Source organism: Candidatus Accumulibacter phosphatis, assembly GCF_000024165.1.
Classification (GTDB): Bacteria; Pseudomonadota; Gammaproteobacteria; order Burkholderiales; family Rhodocyclaceae; genus Accumulibacter; species Accumulibacter phosphatis.
In genome coordinates this window covers 550,049-570,531 of sequence record NC_013194.1, presented here as the reverse complement: position 1 = coordinate 570,531, position 20,483 = coordinate 550,049, and the positions used below count along the sequence as shown (strand labels likewise).

The 20,483-nt window shown below is 66.1% G+C and carries 16 protein-coding genes; 1 reads left to right on the top strand and 15 read right to left on the bottom strand.

The window, feature by feature from the left end:
• Positions 1-15: 15 nt before the first annotated feature.
• The 14 genes from CAP2UW1_RS02390 to CAP2UW1_RS23460 are packed head-to-tail and all read right to left on the bottom strand — an operon-like array spanning position 16 to position 17,191.
• Positions 16-1,341, bottom strand: a complete 1,326-nt coding sequence (locus CAP2UW1_RS02390) for a hypothetical protein (protein WP_012807275.1) — start codon at positions 1,339-1,341, stop codon at positions 16-18.
• An 8-nt stretch (positions 1,342-1,349) separates the two neighbouring features.
• On the bottom strand, positions 1,350-3,302 hold the full coding sequence (locus CAP2UW1_RS02385) for a baseplate J/gp47 family protein (protein WP_012807274.1): 1,953 nt from the start codon (positions 3,300-3,302) through the stop codon (positions 1,350-1,352).
• Positions 3,299-3,739 carry a GPW/gp25 family protein gene (locus tag CAP2UW1_RS02380; RefSeq protein WP_012807273.1) on the bottom strand — a complete coding sequence of 147 codons (441 nt, stop codon included), beginning with the start codon at positions 3,737-3,739 and terminating at the stop codon, positions 3,299-3,301. The genes CAP2UW1_RS02385 and CAP2UW1_RS02380 overlap by 4 nt, the downstream gene beginning before the upstream one ends.
• Before the next feature lie 13 nt (positions 3,740-3,752).
• Positions 3,753-4,493, bottom strand: a complete 741-nt coding sequence (locus CAP2UW1_RS02375; RefSeq protein WP_012807272.1) for a hypothetical protein — start codon at positions 4,491-4,493, stop codon at positions 3,753-3,755.
• Complete coding sequence (locus CAP2UW1_RS02370) at positions 4,490-4,930, bottom strand: hypothetical protein (RefSeq protein ID WP_012807271.1); 441 nt, start codon at positions 4,928-4,930, stop codon at positions 4,490-4,492. Before CAP2UW1_RS02370 ends, CAP2UW1_RS02375 begins: the two co-directional genes overlap by 4 nt.
• The gene (locus tag CAP2UW1_RS23470; RefSeq protein ID WP_012807270.1) at positions 4,930-5,634 is read right to left on the bottom strand and encodes a hypothetical protein; all 705 of its coding nucleotides are present in this window, start codon (positions 5,632-5,634) and stop codon (positions 4,930-4,932) included. The genes CAP2UW1_RS02370 and CAP2UW1_RS23470 overlap by 1 nt, the downstream gene beginning before the upstream one ends.
• Entirely contained in the window at positions 5,631-6,692 is a 1,062-nt protein-coding gene (locus tag CAP2UW1_RS02360) for a hypothetical protein (protein ID WP_012807269.1), read from the bottom strand. The genes CAP2UW1_RS23470 and CAP2UW1_RS02360 overlap by 4 nt, the downstream gene beginning before the upstream one ends.
• The gene (locus CAP2UW1_RS02355; protein WP_012807268.1) at positions 6,692-8,860 is read right to left on the bottom strand and encodes an RHS repeat domain-containing protein; all 2,169 of its coding nucleotides are present in this window, start codon (positions 8,858-8,860) and stop codon (positions 6,692-6,694) included. The genes CAP2UW1_RS02360 and CAP2UW1_RS02355 overlap by 1 nt, the downstream gene beginning before the upstream one ends.
• Positions 8,857-12,267, bottom strand: a complete 3,411-nt coding sequence (locus CAP2UW1_RS02350) for a hypothetical protein (protein ID WP_012807267.1) — start codon at positions 12,265-12,267, stop codon at positions 8,857-8,859. Before CAP2UW1_RS02350 ends, CAP2UW1_RS02355 begins: the two co-directional genes overlap by 4 nt.
• The gene (locus CAP2UW1_RS02345) at positions 12,264-12,860 is read right to left on the bottom strand and encodes a DNA circularization N-terminal domain-containing protein (protein WP_012807266.1); all 597 of its coding nucleotides are present in this window, start codon (positions 12,858-12,860) and stop codon (positions 12,264-12,266) included. Before CAP2UW1_RS02345 ends, CAP2UW1_RS02350 begins: the two co-directional genes overlap by 4 nt.
• 1 nt (position 12,861) lies before the next feature.
• Positions 12,862-14,112 carry a hypothetical protein gene (locus CAP2UW1_RS02340; RefSeq protein WP_012807265.1) on the bottom strand — a complete coding sequence of 417 codons (1,251 nt, stop codon included), beginning with the start codon at positions 14,110-14,112 and terminating at the stop codon, positions 12,862-12,864.
• Positions 14,109-14,672, bottom strand: coding sequence for a hypothetical protein (locus CAP2UW1_RS25260; RefSeq protein WP_012807264.1), 564 nt, complete (start codon positions 14,670-14,672; stop codon positions 14,109-14,111). Before CAP2UW1_RS25260 ends, CAP2UW1_RS02340 begins: the two co-directional genes overlap by 4 nt.
• 43 nt (positions 14,673-14,715) lie before the next feature.
• Positions 14,716-15,216: a hypothetical protein gene (locus CAP2UW1_RS02330; protein WP_012807263.1), complete on the bottom strand. Its 501-nt coding sequence runs from the start codon at positions 15,214-15,216 to the stop codon at positions 14,716-14,718.
• Between the two features lie 16 nt (positions 15,217-15,232).
• Positions 15,233-17,191, bottom strand: coding sequence for a phage tail sheath subtilisin-like domain-containing protein (locus tag CAP2UW1_RS23460; protein WP_012807262.1), 1,959 nt, complete (start codon positions 17,189-17,191; stop codon positions 15,233-15,235).
• A 397-nt stretch (positions 17,192-17,588) separates the two neighbouring features.
• Between CAP2UW1_RS23460 and CAP2UW1_RS02320 the strand changes: the two genes are divergently transcribed.
• Positions 17,589-18,419 carry a PEP-CTERM sorting domain-containing protein gene (locus CAP2UW1_RS02320; protein WP_012807261.1) on the top strand — a complete coding sequence of 277 codons (831 nt, stop codon included), beginning with the start codon at positions 17,589-17,591 and terminating at the stop codon, positions 18,417-18,419.
• Between the two features lie 99 nt (positions 18,420-18,518).
• Here the strand turns inward: CAP2UW1_RS02320 and rpoD are convergent, their stop codons facing one another.
• Positions 18,519-20,465, bottom strand: coding sequence for an RNA polymerase sigma factor RpoD (gene rpoD, locus CAP2UW1_RS02315; RefSeq protein WP_012807260.1), 1,947 nt, complete (start codon positions 20,463-20,465; stop codon positions 18,519-18,521).
• Positions 20,466-20,483: the final 18 nt, after the last annotated feature.

Below are 20,483 nucleotides of genomic sequence, written 5' to 3'. Positions count from 1 at the left end.
TGCTCCTGGAAAGGTTCACTGAAATCCGAAACTGCCGTCCGAGACAGCTACGTCGAAGACGCCGCCGATGGCGAAGTGCTCGCTGGCATCGTGTGTTTCGAGTGCACTGCTGAGGGCGCCGACGAGCAGATCTTCGAAGGTGTCGTGAGTCTCGGCGTGACGATGCTCGGCGGTGGCCGAAAACCGCTCGACAACCGCATGCTCTTCCCACGGCGTCTTCTCGGAGGACTCTCCCGGCAACGAGAGCGAGTACTGTACCATGCCGCGAACGCCGGCAGCCCGCTTGTCATCGACCACCTTCTGGATGGCGTCGAGCGACAATCCCTTGAACACCCGGAAGCGGTTTTCGTAGCCTGTACCGGCCAGAATGCGCCTGACTGCGGCGTCAACGAAGTAGGGAACGACGACGTCGAAGGTCAGCGGCTGGTAGCGGACCCATGCCATGCGCACGGTGAAAGCCGCCGCATCGAAAGTGTCGCCGCTGTCGTAGGCCGCGAATCCGAACTCGCCGGCGCGGGCTGCGGAAAAGACCCATCGCGAGCCACCTGCCGGTACCTCGGGCAGTGCCGGCGGCAGCGAACCGGCAAGGTCGACGAACCATGAACTGACATCCGTGGTGCCGATCGACGCCGAGAAACCCGTTGCGCCTTCGCCGGCCAGCAACAGCGTACTCCCTTCCGGGACCACGAATTCGTCCCGGGATACGATGCCGGCACCCGAGTCCTGCCGCACGAGCGACAGGTGCCGGCCACCACCCTGCGTAAAGGTCCACTCGATGCGCGGCACGACCGGCTCGACCGTCGCAAAGTTGACGTCGAGCGTGGCAGTGCTGCCGACGGGCGTCGGCAGCGCACTGCCGAGAACGACTTCAGTCTTCGGCGAAAACTCCTCGATCTGCACCAGCCTGTCGAGACCCGCCACCAGATCCGAGATGCCCCGGTTGACGGCGCCGCCCGGGCCGGCGATTTGTTTGGCGAAGAGATCCAGATCGTATGGCAACCCGAGGGCGGCGCGCACGGCTCCCTTGATGCCTTCCACGGTCCCGCCACCGATGAAGGAGAGCACCGTGGATTTGAGCAGTGGGCGGAAGGTTTCGTCACCTTCCGGCGTGCCGTCGGGCAGGCGACGCCGGAGGACGCCGAGGAGCGCGCCGAGACCATCCAGCCCGCCGCTCCCGGCGTAGTCGATCCAGTGCGACTTGAGCAGGTCCTTGACGGCCGCGTCGCTGTTCACCAGTTCGGCGGCCAGCGCGTCGAGAACCTGGTGGAGCAGTGAGTCGCGCTCCCGCGCCGCGTAGACGTCCGGGAATAGCGCTACCAGCCGATCGGTCTTGAAAGACACGCTCCCTCCTAGGTCGTGAGTCTGGTCTTGGCGGCAACCATCCCCGGGTAGGCAGTTGCCTGGACCATCAGCTCGATGCTGCTTGCGTCCAGACTGGCGAGGTTGGCGATGACGAGCTTGGCAAACGACGGCGCGGCCTGCTCGGCAGCGGTAAAGCTGATCGTACCGGCAACCTGGGCAACCTGCTGCAGAGGCTGGTTGGGGGTCGTCGCTGGCTTCGCCCGAACGGTGGCCAGGAGCGCGAGCTCGAGGCGACGGAAATGCACCGGCTTGCCGTCGTCATCAAGGATGCGCAACGACAGCGACAGGCTGCCATCGGCCGCCAGGCTGGCCGCCGACGCATCCAGCGCGTGCAGGGCGACGACTTCGAGCGCCCCGGCATCGGGACGCGCCTGCTCGCCGGCGTCGAGGACGAAGGGGTCCTGGTCGATCGCCAGCGCGGCATCGCTTCCCCGCACGTAGTCGAGCTGCACTTCACCCATGTCGGCGAGGCCGGCAACGCGGAAAGCAAGCGCCGCCAGTTTGCGCTGCGAAACCGGCTCGCCGATGGCAAGTCCGGCGAGCGCAGCGATGGCGGCGGTTCGGTAGCGCTGGCGGGCATCCTTGCTGCTCCCGTAAGCGTCGGGGATGACCAGGAATCGACCGGACAAGGTCAGCGTGCGCACCTGTTTGACGACCGCCTTGATGCCGGCGGCGCGCGTCCTGTCCACCACCCTTTCCACCTGCGGGGCAACCACATCGGGTTTGCCGGTCGAGAAGCGGACCCACACCTCACCCAGCGGTATTGCCGCATCGAGCGAGGCGTCACGCACTTCGACGCTGTCCACTCCTTCGATGTTGAGCACCGCATAGTGGATGGCATTGAGCGTCGCATTGCCGGCCCGCTCGAGGGCGTGTTTGGCGCGTTCGCGCAAGGGTTCGTCATCCTCGGCCGCTTCGCCGCCGGTCAACGGCTTCTCGTTGACGACGCCGCCGTCAACGCCGCGCGGAGGTGTTGGCATGACGGTCAGGCTTCCCGACCCGAGGTTGCCTGCGGGCCCGGCATCGACCGCCACGACCGCGACGGTGGTCTTCGGCGTCTTCGGCTGGAAAGTGATCACCAGGCTGGCCGACGGCGGCACGGTCTTCAGGGTAATGGTCACGCCGTCGTCGCCGAAAGGCTTGCCGGCCCTGGTGGCGACCGTCGCCAGGTCGACCTCCTTGCCCTTCTCGCGCACATGCAGCAGCGAGCCGATGGCGACGCTGACGCGCACGCTCTTGCCGGCTGCCGAGGTTTCCTCGACCAGCGTCGAGCGGATGACGCCCGGCGCGGCAACCTTGAAGACGCGCCCGCGCGCATCGGCGACGCGAATGCCGCGAGCTATGGCGACGTCGTTCCGGCCGGCTTTCTTCAGCCAGAAAGTGACTTCACCCTGCGCCGGCAGCGCCTGGCGGCGCTCGACGCCAAGCAGCGCCACGACGTTGTCGAGCGCAGCACCCTGAGCGTAGTCGATGAAGGCGCGCCGGTAGGCCTGGTCCATCTGTTCGTAAAGCAGTTTGAACTCACGCGACATCGCGCGCACGAGGGTTCCGGCGACGCTGCCGGCGTTGAAATCGGTAATCCCCGAGGGCAGGTCGCGGAAGAAGTAACCCACCGTCAGGCGAGAATTGTCGTCCGGGAACCAGACGGCAGCGATGTCGGCGTCGACGGTCGACGGCGGCGCCTGCCAGACGAGTTGGCCGACGGCGTACAAGTAGTGCTGGCCGAGTGTGAACACCGCCGGGCGGCCAGCGACGAAGCCGGTGATCTGGGCAGCCAGACCGCTCACCGGGCCGATACCCTTGAGTGGATAGCTCAACGTGCCGGCGCGAAAGATGATTTCCTGGCTGGCCGGCTGTTCGACACCGAGTTGCAGGCTTTCAACGAGCGCGTCGACCAGACTCTGGAACGGCTTCGAGAAGGGGTGTCCGACGTCGATCATGTACCCTCCAGGGCGAGGTCGAAAACAAGGTCAAGCGGCGTCGGCGCGTCGATCAGGAGAACCTGCATCGCCAGGCGCAGCAGCGTGCGCTCGCCGGCAATGCTGACCACCTCGATCGCCTCGACCCGGCGCACGCGCGCGTCGGCCTCGACGGCCTCGCGAGCGAAGACCTGTGCCTTGAGGCGCGTGCGCGGCAGATCAGGTTCGCCGATCAGTTCGTGCAGCCGGGAACCGTAATCGGGCCAGCCAAGGAGCGCCAGCTCGCCTTTGCGCACCCGCAGGCGCAGTGACAGCGCCTGGACGGCGTTGGCGTTGCCGTAGGCGAGCGCCAGGTCGCCCGACGATCCGACCGGACCTTCGAGCGTCAGATCGCTGCCGCCAGCGCCTTCGCGCAACTGGAGGTCGGCTCCGAACAGGCTCTGGCGTTCACTGGCCATCGTGCGTTCTCCCCTACGCCGCCAGAATGACCTGGCGCACGGCCGAGGTCGTGGCGCCGCCGCCGCTCACCGACAAGCTGAGCGTGTGGTTGCCGTTGCCGAGATTGGCAGGTAGCGCTCCCGCCCAGCGAAACCAGGTCTTGTCGTCGGCACGGATGAACGGCAGCGTCGCCAGGGTCAACGGAATATCGGCCGAATGCGCGGGATCCAGTGGCCCCACCGGTACCAGACGCAAGCGCATGGCGATGCCGTTGATCCTCTGGTAGTCGCTGTCGGCGACCCAGGCCTCGGGTGGCCCCGCATCCTTTCTCGCCCAACGCGCAGGGGCGAGAAATTCGAGCGTGGCGGCCGCTTTCGACAGCACCTGTCCGTTCGCCGCGGGGGTGCGAATCTGCGCGACCAGGCGGTGAACGATGCACGGCGCGGAGGCCGCGGGCGGTGCGCCACCGCTCATCGCCGAGCGCGTGACAGCCTTTATCGCGCTGAGGTCGGTACGCTCCTGATCGGTAGCAGCGAGAACGATGACGTGGCTGCCGAACTCCGCCAGCGGCGCACTCCAGTTGAGGATCGCCAGCGAATGGTCGGCATTGAGTTCGGGCTGAGTCTCGCTCGCCGCCGAATTCAGCGACGAATACCACTTCAGGTACAGCCCAGCCGAATCGCCGGTCAGGCTTCCCTGCAGCGCGATCGACGGCCCCGGTGGGTAGCCTGTGTCGTGCACCGGCTGGACGATCCGGAGGGCAAGCGCCGTCATGTCTGGCCGCTCGCGCTGAAGGCGGCCGAGCCGCCCGAGGGGAAAATCACGGCCATGTCGTTGACCACGTTGATCGGGACGTGATTGACCGTGACGGTGGGGTTTCCCGAACTCGGCAATAGCATGCCCGGCCACAGCGGTGCGCCTGACTGTCCCTGCATCGCCATGCCGAGTGCGACGATGCATTTCGACCCGGCCTTCACGGTCTTGTTGAAACTACTGACGATCCACACGGTCGGCTGCGGCTGCAAGGGCGACGCCGGCGGCGGCGGCAGAATGACCGGCGGCGCCGCCGTGCATTGCGGTGGGTCGCCGGGCATCACCTCGACCAGCGCCTCGAGCCCGGCGTTGCCGATCTTGAGCTTGCCGCCGGGCGACGGTTTGAACGTCAGCGTGCCCATCAGGTTGAGCGTTCCCTTCAAGGTCAGGTCGGCCATCAGGCCCCTCCCGAGATGTCGGTGCCGGAAATCGTCACGCTGCTGATCTTGCCGGTACCCTTGATCGTTCCGTCACCGTTCACCGTCAACGTCTTCCTGATCTCGACGTCGGCGTCGACGGTCAGCTGCGAGCAGGTGATGTCGATCGGCTTGCCGTCACAGACGATGGTGACCTTCTCGTTCCTGGCGTCCAGGGTGACGGTGATCTTGTCGCCGGCCTTCAGCTCGATGATCCCGTCGGGATCGATGCGCAGGCCGGCCTTGAACTCACTGTTGTCCTCGAGCTTGCTGACCGCGCGCTGCAGGAAGATGCTGCCGTCGTCGGCAAAGCGCAGATGGTTGACGGTGTCGTCGGGCAGGCGGTGCTCGAAAAGCACTTCGTCCTGCCTGAACAGCGGAGCGCGTTCCTGGTCGTGGTAGAAGCGTCCGGTGATTAGCGGCTGCTGCAGGTCGTGATCGAGGAATTCGACGAGCACCAGATCGCCGACGCGCGGTGGCGCGGCGAAGCCGACGTGCGACATGGCGATCGGCACTTGCGTGATCTCCAGTCCGTCGTGCTTGAGGCGCAGGTCGGCCTCGTAGTTGGCGGTGTCGTCTGCGCTGGCGTGAGCGGTGAGCGCGATGACCGTGGCCAGTTGCGGTCCCCGCCGCAAGGCCAGTTCCTCGCGCACCGTCCGGCGGACCATGTCGAGCAGTTCTTTCACTGGGACGTCTCCGTAGACACGACGACATCGGTGACGAATCCTTCGCGCGCGCCGAATCGATGGCTTAGGCCCTTGACGTAGCCGGTGGTGTTCAGTGCCGACTCGGGGGCATCGCTGGCCCCGCTGTCGTCGCCCAGTTCGAGATCCGGCATGCCGAGAACCGTCAGCCGTACTTCGCTGGTTCGCCGCGCAAAAGTGGCGGCATAGCCGGCAGCAAAGCGACCCGCCATGTCCTTGGTGCGCGCCGTCGGATCGGTGACCAGCAGTTCGTCGCCGTCGCCCGCCGAATCCTGGTAGTCCGCATCGGTCGCGGTGAGCCAGAAGCTCTTGTCTTCCCCCTGGCCCGACATCGGACTTTCGCCGCCGAGCAGCAGTTTCCGTGCAAAAGCCGGCCGCAGCCCGCCCGTGGCGCCGAGCAGGTGTTTGCCGTAGGTGAGACCGCCGGCACCGCCCTTCCCCAGCGTTCCCAGTGCTCCCGCAGCGGCCGTGGCAAGTCCTGCGCCGATGCCGCCGGCAGCAAGCCCTGCGGCCGGTCCGAGGCCGCGGAAATGGACTTTCCCCGCGCGGTCGGCAAACAACGAGTAGCCCAGGCGCTCGGCCAGGCGCCGCAACTGCGCGTGCGCGCCGAGACGGCGCTCGACCGCAAACCGCGGCAGTGTGATGCCGTCGGCAATCTCCCCTGGTTCGAGAGCAGCCTGCCCGATCAGATCACGCACCACGTCGCCGGCGCTCCGACCCAGATAGAACGACGAGACGCGCAGGTCGACGAGCGCGAGCAAGCTGCCGGCGCAGAACAGTTCGCAGCCAGCGAGGCGTGGCCGGACTTCCGCGACGCTGCCGGTGAACACGCGCGCAAGCCCGTCCTCGTCACCGAGGTCGAGTTGCACGGGATCACCCGGCGCGACCCCGCCGCTTTCGGCGAGCGTTACCCGCAGGCCGTCGATGGGCACGTCGAGGCTGCGCTCGACGACGAAGCGCGACGGACCGGCCAACGGTGAGGCCGAGTCAGCCGACAGACTGCCGGCAGTCAACGAGAAACGGGGGCGCAGGCCGGCCATCAGAAGCCTCCGTGCTCGCGGGCGTCTTTTTCGAAGCTCGCGTTCCGGTAGCCGTTGAGAATGACGTCCCACTCGTACACGCCGAACAACGGCAGGCCGAGATGGAAGAAGGGGCCCCACCAACTGTACTGGTTTACATGCCGCAGTTCGTGCTCGTAGAGCGCCTGACTCTTCGCGATCGTCACCGCACCGCCATACGCGGTCGGGCGGACGGGATCGGGGAGCGCTTTCCATTCGGCGTTCTCCTGGTATCGGCCATTGACGAAAATGACATTGCCGAAGGTGATGCCGAGCAGGCTGTCGAACGATCCGAGCCAGCCGCCCTTGCAGACCAGCGCGAAGGCATTCAGGCGGCCCGAGGCGGCGGCGTCGAAACCGGGCGTCTGCCAACTGACCTTGCCACCCGAGAACAGCCACACCAGCCAGCGCACGACCTCGCCGAGCAGACAACTGACTTCGATCGCCAGGCCGAATGCCGTGTTCGGTAGCGTCCACAGGACGCCGAGCAGTGACAGGAGGACGCCGCCGAAGCTCCAGTGTCCATCGGGGTCGAAGCGGTTGATGGGATCGTTGGCGCAGTAGGCGTGGCGGTTGCGCAGTCGCGGTTGGCGCAGCCAGTCGCCGAGGATCTGCGCGCGTGCCATGCGCTGCTCGCCGGCGAGCCGGAAAGGGTTGACCAGGCGGGCGTCGTCGGGCGCACCGGTGTGCGTATCCGGCGTCAGGAAGCGCCGCAGGTTCGGGTCGTACCAGCGACAGCCGATGCGGTAGAGGCCAAGGTCGGCATGCCAGAGGCGACCTCGATAGAGGTAGGGGCCCGCGGTGTGCAGCGGAACACCCCAGGGGTCGCTGGCGAAGGGTCCGGCAAGCGCCGTCTCTGCCTCGCCTGTCCCGGTGAAAAGCAGGTTGCCGTGCGCATCGCAGTGCAAGCACACCGCCTGCCCTTGGCGATGGGTCCGAAAGTCGATCATCGCGACGACCCCGGTCGGCAGGCGCAGGAAGATCAGTAGCGGCTGCCCGGAATCGTCGGCTATCGCCAGCAACCCATCGTCGGGGCCGTAGAGGTAGCGCTCGCTGCCTGCCGGTCCCGACTTGCAGACCAGCCGCCCCTTGTGGTCGTAAAGGCAGCGCGCGACGCGGGTGCCGTCGAGCAGCAGTTCGAGCAGTTCGCCCGCCTGATTGTGCCGGAAAACGCGCTCGGCCGAGCCTTGCCGAACCCGCCGCACGCGCTCAGCCAGGTCGCAGTCGACGGCTGTGGGCAGGCCGTCGTCGAGGGTCGCGTTATCGAGCGCATCGTAGCGATAGCACCAGGTCTCCTGGCCATCGCGGACTTCGGCAAGGCGCCCGCAGAAGTCGTAGGCATAGTCCCGGCGGCCTTCGCGAATCAGGCGGAAAGCCTCGTCGCGGACGAGCTCGCAGTGCCAGATCTCCTGCCCGGCGCGGCGCATCGACTGGCGGACCGGGCGACCACTGGCCGCCTCGTGCCAGGTTTCCTCGCGCACGCCGTCGAAGCCCTCGCACCACGCTAGCCGCGCCGCATCGTCGGTGCCGAAATGGGCGAGCTGGCGGCCGTTCCAGTCGATGGCGCTCGGTCGGCCCCGCTCGTCCCAGGTGAAACCGATCGCCTGTCGCCATTGCGGGAAGTCGATGCGCGCCAGGCGATCCTGGCCGTCGAAGGAGAAGCGCGCCGACAAGAGACTGCCATCGACCCGCTGATCCACGCCGCTGACGCGCCCTCGGGCGTCGTAATGGAAGTGGCTCTCCTCGCGATCCGAACGCGCAGTCGCCACCCGCTCGCCTTGCCAACGATAGACGAAGGGACTGGCATCGCCACGCAGAGTGCGCACCAGTCGCCCCTGCTCGTCATAGGAATGCGTCAGCACGCCGTCGGGGCGACGTACCTCGATGAGCCTGTCTGCCGCGTCATAGCGGTAGTCGGCCCAACGCCGACCGTCCCGGTCGACTGCCAGCAGGCGTCCGTCGTCACCATAGGCGTAGCCCCAGCGCTCGCCGTCGGGCTCGACGATCTCGGCGAGTTCGCCCGCTTGCCAGGTGTAACGCGAAATCGCCGGCCCCTCATGGACCTCGTTCGCCAGCCCCTGGTCGGCGATCACTTTTCTCGCCGCCGCTTGCGCGGCCTGCCAGGCGCGGAGTTGCGTCAGGGTACTCATGCGATCGCCACCCCGGCCGAGGCGCCGAGGGGAATCGCCTCGAGCATGCCGTCGAACTCGTTGCGGACCCGGTCGAGTTCCTGGTCGAAACTGGTCTGCAGGTTGGCAAGCAGGGTCAACAAGCGCTTGAAGAGATCGTCGACGAGCAGGCCATCGATACGGACGACAAGCTTGCTCACCTCGCCGAGGATCGCTTCGATCTTCTGCCGTAGTGTCGCCAGAACGCTCGACAGCGCCTGCCGAACGCGCACCAGGAAGGCGTCTATGGCTTGCTTGAGTTGCCTCAGCAGATCCTTGACCGAGCCGCTGATCTTGGCCAGCAGGTTCTGGAAAAGGGCGTCGAGGTGAGCTTTCAACGCTGCCGGATCGATTGCTCGCAAGGGATCGAGGAGTGGGTCCCAAACGCTGCTGCGCAAGGATGCCGCCAGCAGCTCGGGATCGAGGACGGCGAGCCTGGCGCGCAGGCTGGCATAGACGTCGGCAACGGCGTCCTTCAGCTCCCCCGGGTGGAGGGCCAGCGCCGCCTGCCGGATCTCCTTGAAGAAGCCGTCGACGGCGCTGTCGAGCGCGCTCTGCAGCGGTGCAAGCTGCCTCAGGAAGCCGTCGACGGCCAGGTCGATGCGCCGCGCTTTCAGGGAAGGCCTGAGCGTTGCCAGCCCGGCACGGACATCGGCCATGGCGAGCGGCGTGGGCTGGCGAAGAAACGGCGGCAGGATGCGTCCGAGTCCGCTCTGCAGTCGCTGGAACTCAAGCTGTGCGGTCGCGGTGTCGAGGGCGTTGATTCGCTGGCGCAGGGCGGTGACCAGCGCGGCGTGGGCCGTACTCAGACGGCACAGGCGGGAGGTGTCCGAGGCAAGGTCGAGCGGTGCCAGCGTCAGATCGAAGCGTGCCAGCAGCGAGGCCCCGGCGTCGCCGTTGGCGGTCGATAACGAGAGCCGCCCGGCAAGCCTGGCACGCAACTCCGGCAGCGCGACGACGCCGGCCACGCTGCTCGGTGACAACGCCGCAAGCCGGCCCTGAGCAACGCGCATGCCGCGCACGACATTCGCCGGGTCCATTGCCGGCAGTGCCGCCCCAAGGCCCTGGCGGATAGCTTCGAGCGCCCTCAACACGTCGTCCGCGGGCAGCGTCTCGACGGCCGCCAGAAGGCGGTCGAAGGCCTGGTCGAGCGGCTCGAACAGCGTGCTTGGCCGCATCGAGGCGGACAAGGACAGATTGACCTGGCGCAGCGTGCCATCGGGGTCGGCGAAGATCGCGTCGGTGATGCCGACGATCAGTGTCGTCATCTGCGCATGAAAGGTGTCGAGCGGCTCGGGCAGGTGCACCGCGCCGACAGCGTCGGCAATCGCCTGCCTGGCCTGCGCGAAGAGGTCGCGCTGCTTCTGTTCGAGCGTGCTCAACAAGGGTGTGATGTCCACCAGCTTGATCAGGCGGTCGATCTCGGCATGCAGCACGTGCAGCGGCTCGACCCAGACGTCGGGATTGGCGCGCTCGATGGTCCGCAGCATGCGCTGATAGGGTTCCTGCAGCGGCTCGAGAATCGCCCCCGGCGAGACGGTGCGGGCCTTGGCAAGGAGTTCATCGAGGAGCTTCTCGAGCGGTGCGACGACGGCGGCCCCATTGATCGCGAGGACGGTGTTGCCGACCTCGTCGAGCAGTCCGGTGACCGGCGCCGCCAGCGATGCGCCGTCGAGAGTCCCGACACGGCGGCGAAACTCCAGCCAGGCGTCGAGTATCGCCTGGACGACCTGCGCCAGTTGCGCATCGACGCTGGCAAACTCCTTCTTCAGTTCGCCTTCGATCATCCCCTCCAGGTCGATGGCGCGCAGGACAGAGAGACCGGCCTGAATGGCGATACGCTCGACGTCCGACAAGGACTCCGGCCGTATGGCGGCAAGGCGCGACTTGAGCGCACCGATTTCATCGACCACTTCGTCGGCCACGGGACGAAAGTCGATGCCGTCGAGCGAAGCGAGAAGCGTGCGCACCTCGTCGAGTCCGGCGGCCAACTTGGCCTGCAGATCCTCGATCAGCTCGCTGGCCGCCTGAATCGCGCTGGCCAGTTCCTGTCCCAGTTCGGCGACCGGAATGTTCTCGAGTTGGCCGAGCGCCGCGGCGAGTTGCGTGCTGATCCCCGCCAGCAGGTCGCCACCCAGATTGTCGTCGACGAAGTCGTTGGCATCCTGGAAGCCCTTCTCGATCGTCGACCGTACCTCCGCGATACCGAGCTCCTCGATCTGCCGCTGCACGGTCTGCAGCATTCCGAGCACGGCGGTCCGGACGTCTTCGACCGGAATCGCGGCGAGTTCGGCGCCGATCCTGCCGATGAAGTCGATCAGGATCTGGCGGACCTGCGCCAGTGGCGAGTCGCTGAACAGCGCGTGCAGCGAGCCCGCCATGCGTGCGACCTGTGCCGCGAGATCGTCCGGTGACAGGCTCATCGTCAGCCGCGCCAGCAGCGACTCGATGGCGCCGGCGATGGCATCGACGGCGTCGTCCACCGTCGGCACGTCTGCCAGTTCGACGGCGGCCAGCACGGCGGCCCAGGAGGTGAACAGCGTCTCCCATTCCGGCCGCGCCACGGCGACGGTCAACGCTGAGTACAGCGCCTCAAGGGCGAGAAAAGCGGCTTCCAGCGCCCGGCCGAGCGTATCGAGCAGCGCTTCGGGCGTCGCGTAGGCGGCGAGATCGTTCGGGTCGAACTCGCGCAACGCCTCGGCGAGGTTGCGCAAGGCCGTGGTCGCGGCGTCGCGGGTGGCTGCGACTGCTGCCTCGACCGCGGTGGCAGAGAATGGATCGAGGATCGCCAGGGCCGCGTCGAGCTGACTGCGGGCACCAACGAGCAAGTCGGCGTCGACGCCCAACAGGTTCCGGGAAAGGAATTCAAGCAGTTGATCGGCGGGAAGAACGCTACCGGAGGCCAGCGCCTCCATCGTCGCCAGCGCTTTGCTCACGGCTTCGAGCGTGTCGGCGTCGATCAGCGACGAACCGAGACCCGCGAGGCGGGCGCTGAACAGATTCAGCAGCTCGTCGATCAGAGCCAGCGCCGTCGTTTCGAGGCTGGCCCCCGGCTGGATCTGGCGCACCAGTCCGCTGCTCGCCAGGAAGTCGCTGACTTCCTGGTAGCGGTTTACGATTTCCTCGACAAAACGCAGGGCGTCGGTGGGGAGCGCTTCCTCGATGTTCGCCAGGGCTGCCGGCAGCCGCTCGGAGAGTCCGCTGACGTCGATCTGCAATGCCTGGTCAAGGCCTCCAAGCGCCTCGCTGATCCCTCGCAGCGGCGAGTCATGGCCACCGCCGGCCAGCGCGCTGGCGATGCCGAGAAAACCGCTGAGGCCAGTTTGGGCATTCGCGCTGGCGTTGCTGGCGCGCTGCAGATTCGGCAGGCTGGCCGTGGCGCCGCTCACAACAGGTCTCCGATGCCGCCCAGCGACGCGGCCGAGCCGCCGGCGATGCCCGTGAAGCCGTCGAGCATCGCCGGCAGACGAGTCGTCGGATTGGCGAAGTCGCTAGCGCCGGCAAGCAGGCTGGTCAGGCCGGCAACCTGCGCCAGCGCGTTCTGCACGTCGTCCATCAGCGCCGTGGCTTCGTCGAGGATGCCGGCGTCGAGACCGTCGAGCAGCCCACCTGCCGGCGGCGGTGGCGGCGGCACGTACTCGGTGACGACACATTCGTAGTCGTACTCGTCCGGGTAGCCGGCGCGCTCGGCTACGTCGAGCTGATCGACCAGCACCTGCGAGAAATAGCCATCGCCGGTCAGTTCGCACAGGAAATCCACCGGTTGGCGCGCCAGCAAGTGGTCGCGCAACTGCTTGAGGCGATCGCCGGCGTCGCCGCCGTAGAAAACGCCGCGAACCCGAATGCGCACGCTCGGGCGTCCCAGGTCCTGGGCCAGCTCGCCGGCAAGCCCGGGAACCGCGTGACGAACGAAGCGCGCCGCCTCGCTGGCCTCGATGCTCACCAGCTTGTCCATCGCCACTCCGGCAATCTCCAGCGCCATGCTAGGTCAATCCTCCCGTGAACCCAAGGTGACGGATCGCCTGCTCGCGCAGCCGCTCTTCCCAGCGATCGAGAAGACGGTCGAGGAGGAGGACGTCATCATGCGCAGCATCGGCCGGCATCAGAGCCGCCGTTGCCGGCCAGTCGGCACGCGTCAGCGGTGCGGCGCGCGGCACCGGCGCGGCCTCAGCAAGGGATGCCGGCGAGAGATCGGGATGTCGCCCTGCTGCCCCAGGGGGCTCGCCTTCGGCGGCAACAGGGGCTTCGCGGCGAGTTCCCGCCAGCACCGCCGCTTGTGTGTCTGCCGGGCGGCGCCCGGCGAGCAGCGACTCGAACAGGCCATTGAGATCGGCCACGCCACTGACCAGGCGCGTCTTTCGCGACGCGTCGGCGAGGATCTGGGAGGAGGCAGCGGTCGCGGGGCGCCCTGTCGCGCTCGTATCTCTTGTGCTCAGGCGAGAAGCCGTTGCGGGCCACTGCGCGGGCGGCGTACGAGTGACATTGCCTGGAGCGCCGTCAGGCGCCGACGAGGTGCTCCGCGGCGGCTCCGCGTGCAGCCCCTGCGCACTTGCGAGGGCCTCGCGCTTGTCACCCGGGCCATCGTTGCGACGGCGGCGTGCCTGCCGACTGCCACCGCGGAGTTCCTTGGTTTCGGTCGCCGGGATAGGTGGCGCGTCCGCGGCGCGCGTGCCGAATGTTGGCCCCTCTGGCCGCGGCGTGGGCAAAGTCGGTGCGCCCTGCCTGGTGCGCTCCGGAATGACGGGGCCGTCTTCGCTAGACCCCGGCGTCCCGCCTCTGGAGTCGACGGGCGGGGTCTGCCGGGGTGGGCTGTCGGTCGCCACCGTGACTTGCCCGGGCGACGTGCCAGGTAGCGACTGCAGCCCGGCAATCCCGGTCGATGCGAACATGGGGTCGATCAGGCGCAGCGGATTCCCGGGCAGCATGTCGGCCGGCAGCGCCATTCCCGCGTCAGCGCCTGCGCGCGGCTCGCTCGCCGCTCGTAAGCTAACCACTTCCCGGGAATGCACTGGCGTGCGCGCCCCTGCCGGCAGGTCCGCTACGGATTCCTGATGCGTACCTATAGGTGGGCCTGCTTGCAGGATGGCGGCGAGCAGGCTCTCCAGCGCAGCCGATGGGTCGACGCCGGCGAGATGCTGCGTGGCAGCCGCCCTTTCGGCACCAGGTAGTGTGAACAGTGCGTCGGCGACTTGCAGCGCGAGGCCTGCCGGTTCCTCCCACGGCGTCGGGTTCATGGCGCCGGCTGCGGTTCGCTGTCGCGGGCTCGCTGCCGCTCGATGCCGGCCAGGTAGACGGCAACCTGTCCCGGCGTCAGATCCGCCACCTGTGCCGGCGTCCAGCCGAAATACCACGCGAACTGCACGTGCGTTTCGCCGATGGCCGAGTCGGCAGCGTGGCGCACCGCGCCCTCGCCGGAAGCGAGTCCCGAGACCCGGTTGACGGCAGTGACCAGGAAGTTCACCAGTCCGGCGTGCATTTGCCGGACCTGTTCGAGCGGCACCAGGGGTTCGACCAGCGACTCCTTGATCATCAGCAAGGGCACCAGCGAAGGGTCATCGCGCGCAGCCCTGGCGATCAGCGCCAGCGTTGCCACCTTCAACGGCCGTAGTCGCACGCGCCCGCCTGCAGCGGCGGCAGCGTCCTCGTCACCGGGGCGGAGGATGCTCGGCGGCACTTCGACGTCGTAGGTCAGCAGACTGCCGGCGAGCAACTCCTGCGGCGTCAGCAGCCGTGCCTCCTGCGGCCCGGCGTCGGCGGCCGTTTCGTTCACCGCCTGGTCTCGGACTGCCGGCATGCGTTCGGAACTCCCGCGCGGTGGTCGAGATCGACCGTGCCGATCAGGTTTCCTCGTAGGCGACGCGCATCGCCTGGAAGGTGATCGCTTCCATCACGAAGGCGTCGCTCGGGATGCTGTAGGTCCAGCTGTCGAACTTGACGCCGAACACCGTCACCTTGGTCATCTGGCTGGGGTGTGCGGGATCCTTCAGCGTCGAGATCAGGTTGAACGACGGCTGGGCGAAGCTCGGACCCGATGGCGGACTGACGGAGCCGTCGCCGAGCAGCAGACGAAGCAGCGCACCATTGACGTGCGCCCTTTCCGCTGTACCGGAGACTCTCAGGATGCCCGGGCGCAAGTGCGTTGGGTAGCGACGACCGATCTCGTAGAAGGGGCGAACATCGCTGCTGACGCTGATCGAGACGTTGGTCAGCCGGCCGACCACATTCGACAGGTCGTACTGCGACACCACCGCGTCGGCAGCCTCACCTTCAGGGGTGGACGTATCCTCGACACCGAGGACGAGGACCGCATCCGTGGCACGCAAGACGTCGTTGGGCATGGCGGGGTCTCCTGTCTTACTGCAGCGTCATGACGACGCGGATGAAGTCGATGCTGAAGGTCGGCTGGATGGTCATCACCACGTTGACCTGGCCGGCAATCTCCTGGGCGCGCGTGGCGGTCACGTCGAGCATGTAGCCGGTCAGCGCCTCGTCCTCCACCATCCCGGTCAGGAACGCGTCGAGGGTCGCCTTGAGCGCGGCCCGTACCCGTGAATTGTTCAGCCGCCCGATGTAAGGGTTGGCCGCCGAACGCACGCCGTACTTGGCGTAATCGACGATCCGTCGCGTCGGGATGGCCGAGAAGGGCTGGCCGACGCCCTCGCTGGTGATCCCCTTGAGGACGCGCAGCCCCTGCCTGGAGACGATGGTCAGGACATTGCGCTCGATCAGCTGCGCCTGCTGCCCGCGATTGGCTTCCACGGCGATTCCCGGCAGGTTGATTGCCTTGTTGGTCAGGCTGGTCTGGACCGACTGTGCCGCGATCAGACCGGCAACAGCGGCGGCGGTGTACGCCGGCGGCAGCGTTGAGCCATCCGGATTCCGGATTCCCGGGCCAACGATCACAAGGCGACCCTCGGCGACGCTGTGGCCGAGAAAGTCGGCGATCTCGACACCGGGCGCGCCGATGACGCCGATCCGTTCGAGGTCGGTTTCCTCGGTTGACTTGAGGTGCCCAACCAGCACCGAGCCCATGCCGCGGGCGTCCTGGCCGCCCAGCACCACGAGATTGACGACCCTGTTCGAAATCGCTTCGAGTCCGCCAGCGTATTCGTCTTCGCCGGCATCGGCGCCATTGGCGCCGCCGACGTTGCTGCCCGTCCCGAAATAGGCGGCGACATCGGGCGCGGGTTTGCCGCTGCCGTGGCCCGCGTCGGCGACGGCGCGTACGAGCTTGGACTGCGCGGCGAGCGCAGTCAGACTCCTCCCGTCGGGAACGACGTAGGATTCCTTGAGCTGGCTATGAGTGAGGCTCACCTCGACGCTGTCCGCCGCTTCAACGAGGTAGCTGGCGGTCAGGACATCACCGGCGACGGCGCGCGGCGCCTCGCCAGCATGGAAATCGATATCGCCGTTCCAGACCGTGATGAGGATCTCGCCCGGCGCGGGGTCGGCATGGTCCACCGCGTAGGTCGCCACGACACTCTGCCCCGCCGCGGGCGCCTGGGTGGCAGCAAAGGCGAGCTCGCTGGTGTTGGGATTGATGCGGATCTCGTTGAGCGCCGGCGTCGCTGCCAGATCGTAGAGAATCGTTCCGGCGGTCACGCCGCTCGGTGGATTGGCCCCGTAGGCGCGTACCGGGCTGCCGTTGCCGTCGAGGACCACGATCGAGTTGATCGACGCAACCGTAGACACCTTCGGGTTGGCCAACTGGTAGCTGCCGCCGCCGTTCTTCGCTACCGCTTCATCGCGGGCGACGAAGCGGTAGACGAGGTTGAAGTTGTCGACCCGGCGCGTGTCGCCGCGCAGCACCTGGATGCGATTCTGCTGGTTGGGAAGGACGCTGTGGTACCCGAGTTGTGCGAAGGAGGCGGTCTGCTTTTCGCCGACGATGCGCGCCGGTGTTCTCGCCTGGCTCACCGAGATCTGGATGTCGTTGCCCCAGGTGCCCGGCGTGGCCGCCGTGAGGACGGCCAGCGTGTTGCCTGCGGGATCCTTGAGGGCATAACTCGCCGAAGCGGCACGCGGGCTGGCGACACGGACCGCAACCACGGTGGAGGCGCCATTGGCATAGGCGAGTTGCAGGGAACGGACGAGGGTCAGTGGATTCGATCCATCCTCGGGGATCGAATACTTGTCGGGGAGTCCAAAAAGCTCACGCGCCTGCGAAAAGCCGGAGAGGGTGATCGGGGTTCCCACCGGTCCCGATCTGGCGGTACCGACAACCGCGACGACCCCTGTCGCGACGCCGCCGGCGGAGATCAATCCCTCCGCCCGCACGTCGATGTACGTCCCCGGCACGATCATTTCCGACATAGCGATCTCCTTCGATTCGAGGCCGCTCCGCGCGTCAAAAAAGCGGTGCGCTCCACGACGTTCCAATACGGTTGAGCCAAGCAACGACAGGAAAAGCAGACCAGTGCAGCAGACGATGCGAACCGACTATCCCAGAATCGGCATGGGGAGTCAACTCCGGGGGAATCGTCTGAATCACCCTGTTAAACCAGTCAGAACGAACGTGCGAGGCGAGTCGACGTGCAGCCCGTCGGCGCATTCCCCGGCCAGGAAAGTCGGCCGGCTTGCGCACTATTTCATAACGCTGCGCCGCCCGCCCGGGAGAAACTTCGTTGCTACGGCGGATCCGGTTGCTTTCTTTGCACAAGCAAGAAAGGCTCGATCCGCACCCTCACCAAGTGACGACCGAAAGCATCCAATGAACAGAATCATCGTCCTCGCCATCACCGCCCTCGCTGCGGGCGGCAGCCTGCCGGCCGCCGCCTTTACTGTCGACGGGAAACTCGATGACTGGATCGCCAACCCGAAGACCTGGGCAGCGCTGCCCGGCAAGGGCATCCAAGCCTCGATCGAAGACCAGGTCGGCCGCGACGGCCGCGTGTACCCCGGCTGGGGAGGACAGGCCTACGATGCCGAGGCGCTGTATGCGGCGGTTTGCGACGGCAATCTTTACATTGCCCTGGCCACCGGTCACAACCCGAGAACTCTGAACCAGGGGAACAGCTATGGCGCGGGTGATTTCGCCATTGACTTCGGCAAGGATGGCAGCTACGAGTTGGGCATCAACGTCCTGCATGCCGAGAGCGTCAAGAAGGGCGTCTATACGTTCGAGAAATTTGGCGTCGAGGGCGGTGTCTACAAGAATCCGACGTGGGCCTATGGGTTGTGGAACGCCGCCGGGAACCTTGCGCCGGGCGATCCCGACCTTACTCATCCCACGCACCTGACTGCCGGCAAGCTGGTGGGAATGGCCGAGATCAGCTACACGACCAGTCCGGTGAAAGGCTATGGTGATTATCCAGAGGACGACCATTACTTCTACGAAATGAGCCTACCCCTGAGTCTGTTGCTCGACAGCGGCTGGGATGGCAAGGCTTTCGACATTCACTGGGCCGAGAACTGCGCCAACGACAGCATACTCGTCGACCCGCCCGCCGACATTCCCGAGCCGGCTACGCTTGCGCTGATCGGCTTGGGACTGTTCGGCTTGATTCCGCGTGACAACAAGAAGAAGGCCGTGACGAACTGATCCACGGCCAGCAAGCAGCGGTTGAAAGGGGGCAAATGCCCCCTTTTTTTGGTCGGACGTCGTCAGCAAACACGCTGACGCAAGCACCGGCCGAGTAGCTTAGCTGTTGCCGCTGTCGAGGAAGCTGCGCAGCTTGTCGGAGCGTGACGGATGACGAAGCTTACGCAGCGCCTTGGCTTCGATCTGGCGAATGCGTTCGCGGGTGACGTCGAACTGCTTGCCGACTTCCTCGAGGGTATGGTCGGTGTTCATTTCGATGCCGAAACGCATGCGCAGAACCTTCGCCTCGCGCGGCGTCAGGGTGTCGAGCACGTCCTTGGTGATGAAGCGGAGGCTTGAATAGAGGGCGGCCTCGGTCGGTGCCAGCGTCGCATGATCCTCAATGAAGTCACCGAGATGCGAGTCGTCGTCGTCACCGATCGGCGTCTCCATCGAGATCGGCTCCTTGCTGATCTTCAGGATCTTGCGGATCTTCTCTTCCGGCATTTCCATCTTCTTGGCCAATGTCGCCGGATCGGCCTCGAGGCCCGTTTCCTGCAGAATCTGCCGCGAGATGCGGTTCATCTTGTTGATCGTCTCGATCATGTGCACCGGGATGCGAATCGTCCGCGCCTGATCGGCGATCGAGCGCGTAATGGCCTGGCGAATCCACCACGTGGCATAGGTCGAGAACTTGTAGCCGCGCCGGTATTCGAACTTGTCCACGGCCTTCATCAGGCCGATGTTGCCCTCCTGGATCAGATCCAGGAACTGCAGACCGCGGTTGGTGTACTTCTTGGCGATCGAGATGACGAGGCGCAGATTCGCCTCGGTCATTTCCCGCTTGGCGCGGCGAGCCTTCGCTTCGCCGGTTGACATCTGCTTGTTGATGTCTTTCAGTTCGCGCAGCGGGATGCCGATGCGGTCCTGCAGCGCCAGCAGTTTCTTTTGCTCTTCCTTGATGTTCGGCGCATTGCGCAAGAGGACGGCGCCGTAGGTCTTGCCGGCAGCGGCGATCTCTACGTCGACCCAGTCGATGTTCAGTTCGTTGCCGGGGAACACCTTGATGAAATGCACGCGCGGCATGCGCACCGTGTCGACGCAGATTCGCTGAATCTTGCGCTCGCAGGCGCGCGCTTCCTCGACCATGGCGCGCACCGAGTCGCACAGCCTCTCGATGGTCTTCGAGGTAAAGCGCATCCCCATCATCTCTTCGGAGATCTCCTGCTGAAACTGCAGGTAGCCCTTGTCCTGGGAGCCCTTCCTCAGCAACAGCGCATGCGCCTTGGTGTAGCCGGCACGGATCCGTTCGAGCCGTTCGAGTCCTTCCGTCCTGAGTCTGAGCAGCGACGCTGCCGCTGCCGCGCCTTCGACGGCTTCTGCAGCCTCCTCGTCCTCGTCTTCCGCCTCGCTCTCCAGTTCCTCGGCCAGTTCTTCAAGCGAGCCACTGGTTTCCGGATCGATCAGTCCGTCGATCAACTCGTCGATGCGCATTTCGTCGCGTGCGATCCGGTCGGCGCAGTTGAGGATCTCCGCAATCGTCGTCGGACAGGCCGAAATCGCCTGGATCATGTGCTTGAGACCGTCTTCGATGCGCTTGGCGATCTCGATTTCGCCTTCGCGCGTCAGCAGTTCCACCGAACCCATCTCGCGCATGTACATGCGCACCGGATCGGTAGTGCGTCCAAACTCCGAATCGACGGTAGACAGGGCCTGCTCCGCCTGTTCTTCGACATCGGCATCGTCAGCCCCGGCAGCCGGCGCGGCATCCGACATCAACAGCGTTTCGGCATCGGGCGCCTCGTCGTAGACCTGGATCCCCATGTCGTTGAACGTGTTGATGATGCTTTCGATCTGCTCCGCATCCACAACGTCATCCGGCAGATGGTCGTTGATCTCGGCGTAGGTCAGAAAGCCACGTTCCTTGCCAAGCTTGATCAGCGTCTTGAGACGCATCTTGCGCGTCTCATCATCCACCGGTGCCGGTTGCGTGCCGACCTGCGCCAATAGATCCGCTGCTGCCTTGGCCTTCGCAGCCTTGGTTGTTACCACCTTTTCCCTTGCCATGACCATTTCCCGGATAGC

Excerpts from the sequence above, each read along its gene's own strand:
- CAP2UW1_RS02385 (WP_012807274.1), bottom strand. The coding sequence starts at position 3,302 with ATGATCGACGTCGGACACCCCTTCTCGAAGCCGTTCCAGAGTCTGGTC.
- CAP2UW1_RS02380 (WP_012807273.1), bottom strand. The coding sequence starts at position 3,739 with ATGGCCAGTGAACGCCAGAGCCTGTTCGGAGCCGACCTCCAGTTGCGC.
- CAP2UW1_RS02375 (WP_012807272.1), bottom strand. The coding sequence starts at position 4,493 with ATGACGGCGCTTGCCCTCCGGATCGTCCAGCCGGTGCACGACACAGGC.
- CAP2UW1_RS02370 (WP_012807271.1), bottom strand. The coding sequence starts at position 4,930 with ATGGCCGACCTGACCTTGAAGGGAACGCTCAACCTGATGGGCACGCTG.
- CAP2UW1_RS02360 (WP_012807269.1), bottom strand. The coding sequence starts at position 6,692 with ATGGCCGGCCTGCGCCCCCGTTTCTCGTTGACTGCCGGCAGTCTGTCG.
- CAP2UW1_RS02355 (WP_012807268.1), bottom strand. The coding sequence starts at position 8,860 with ATGAGTACCCTGACGCAACTCCGCGCCTGGCAGGCCGCGCAAGCGGCG.
- CAP2UW1_RS02345 (WP_012807266.1), bottom strand. The coding sequence starts at position 12,860 with ATGGCGCTGGAGATTGCCGGAGTGGCGATGGACAAGCTGGTGAGCATC.
- CAP2UW1_RS02340 (WP_012807265.1), bottom strand. The coding sequence starts at position 14,112 with ATGAACCCGACGCCGTGGGAGGAACCGGCAGGCCTCGCGCTGCAAGTC.
- CAP2UW1_RS25260 (WP_012807264.1), bottom strand. The coding sequence starts at position 14,672 with ATGCCGGCAGTCCGAGACCAGGCGGTGAACGAAACGGCCGCCGACGCC.
- CAP2UW1_RS02330 (WP_012807263.1), bottom strand. The coding sequence starts at position 15,216 with ATGCCCAACGACGTCTTGCGTGCCACGGATGCGGTCCTCGTCCTCGGT.
- CAP2UW1_RS23460 (WP_012807262.1), bottom strand. The coding sequence starts at position 17,191 with ATGTCGGAAATGATCGTGCCGGGGACGTACATCGACGTGCGGGCGGAG.
- CAP2UW1_RS02320 (WP_012807261.1), top strand. The coding sequence starts at position 17,589 with ATGAACAGAATCATCGTCCTCGCCATCACCGCCCTCGCTGCGGGCGGC.
- rpoD (WP_012807260.1), bottom strand. The coding sequence starts at position 20,465 with ATGGCAAGGGAAAAGGTGGTAACAACCAAGGCTGCGAAGGCCAAGGCA.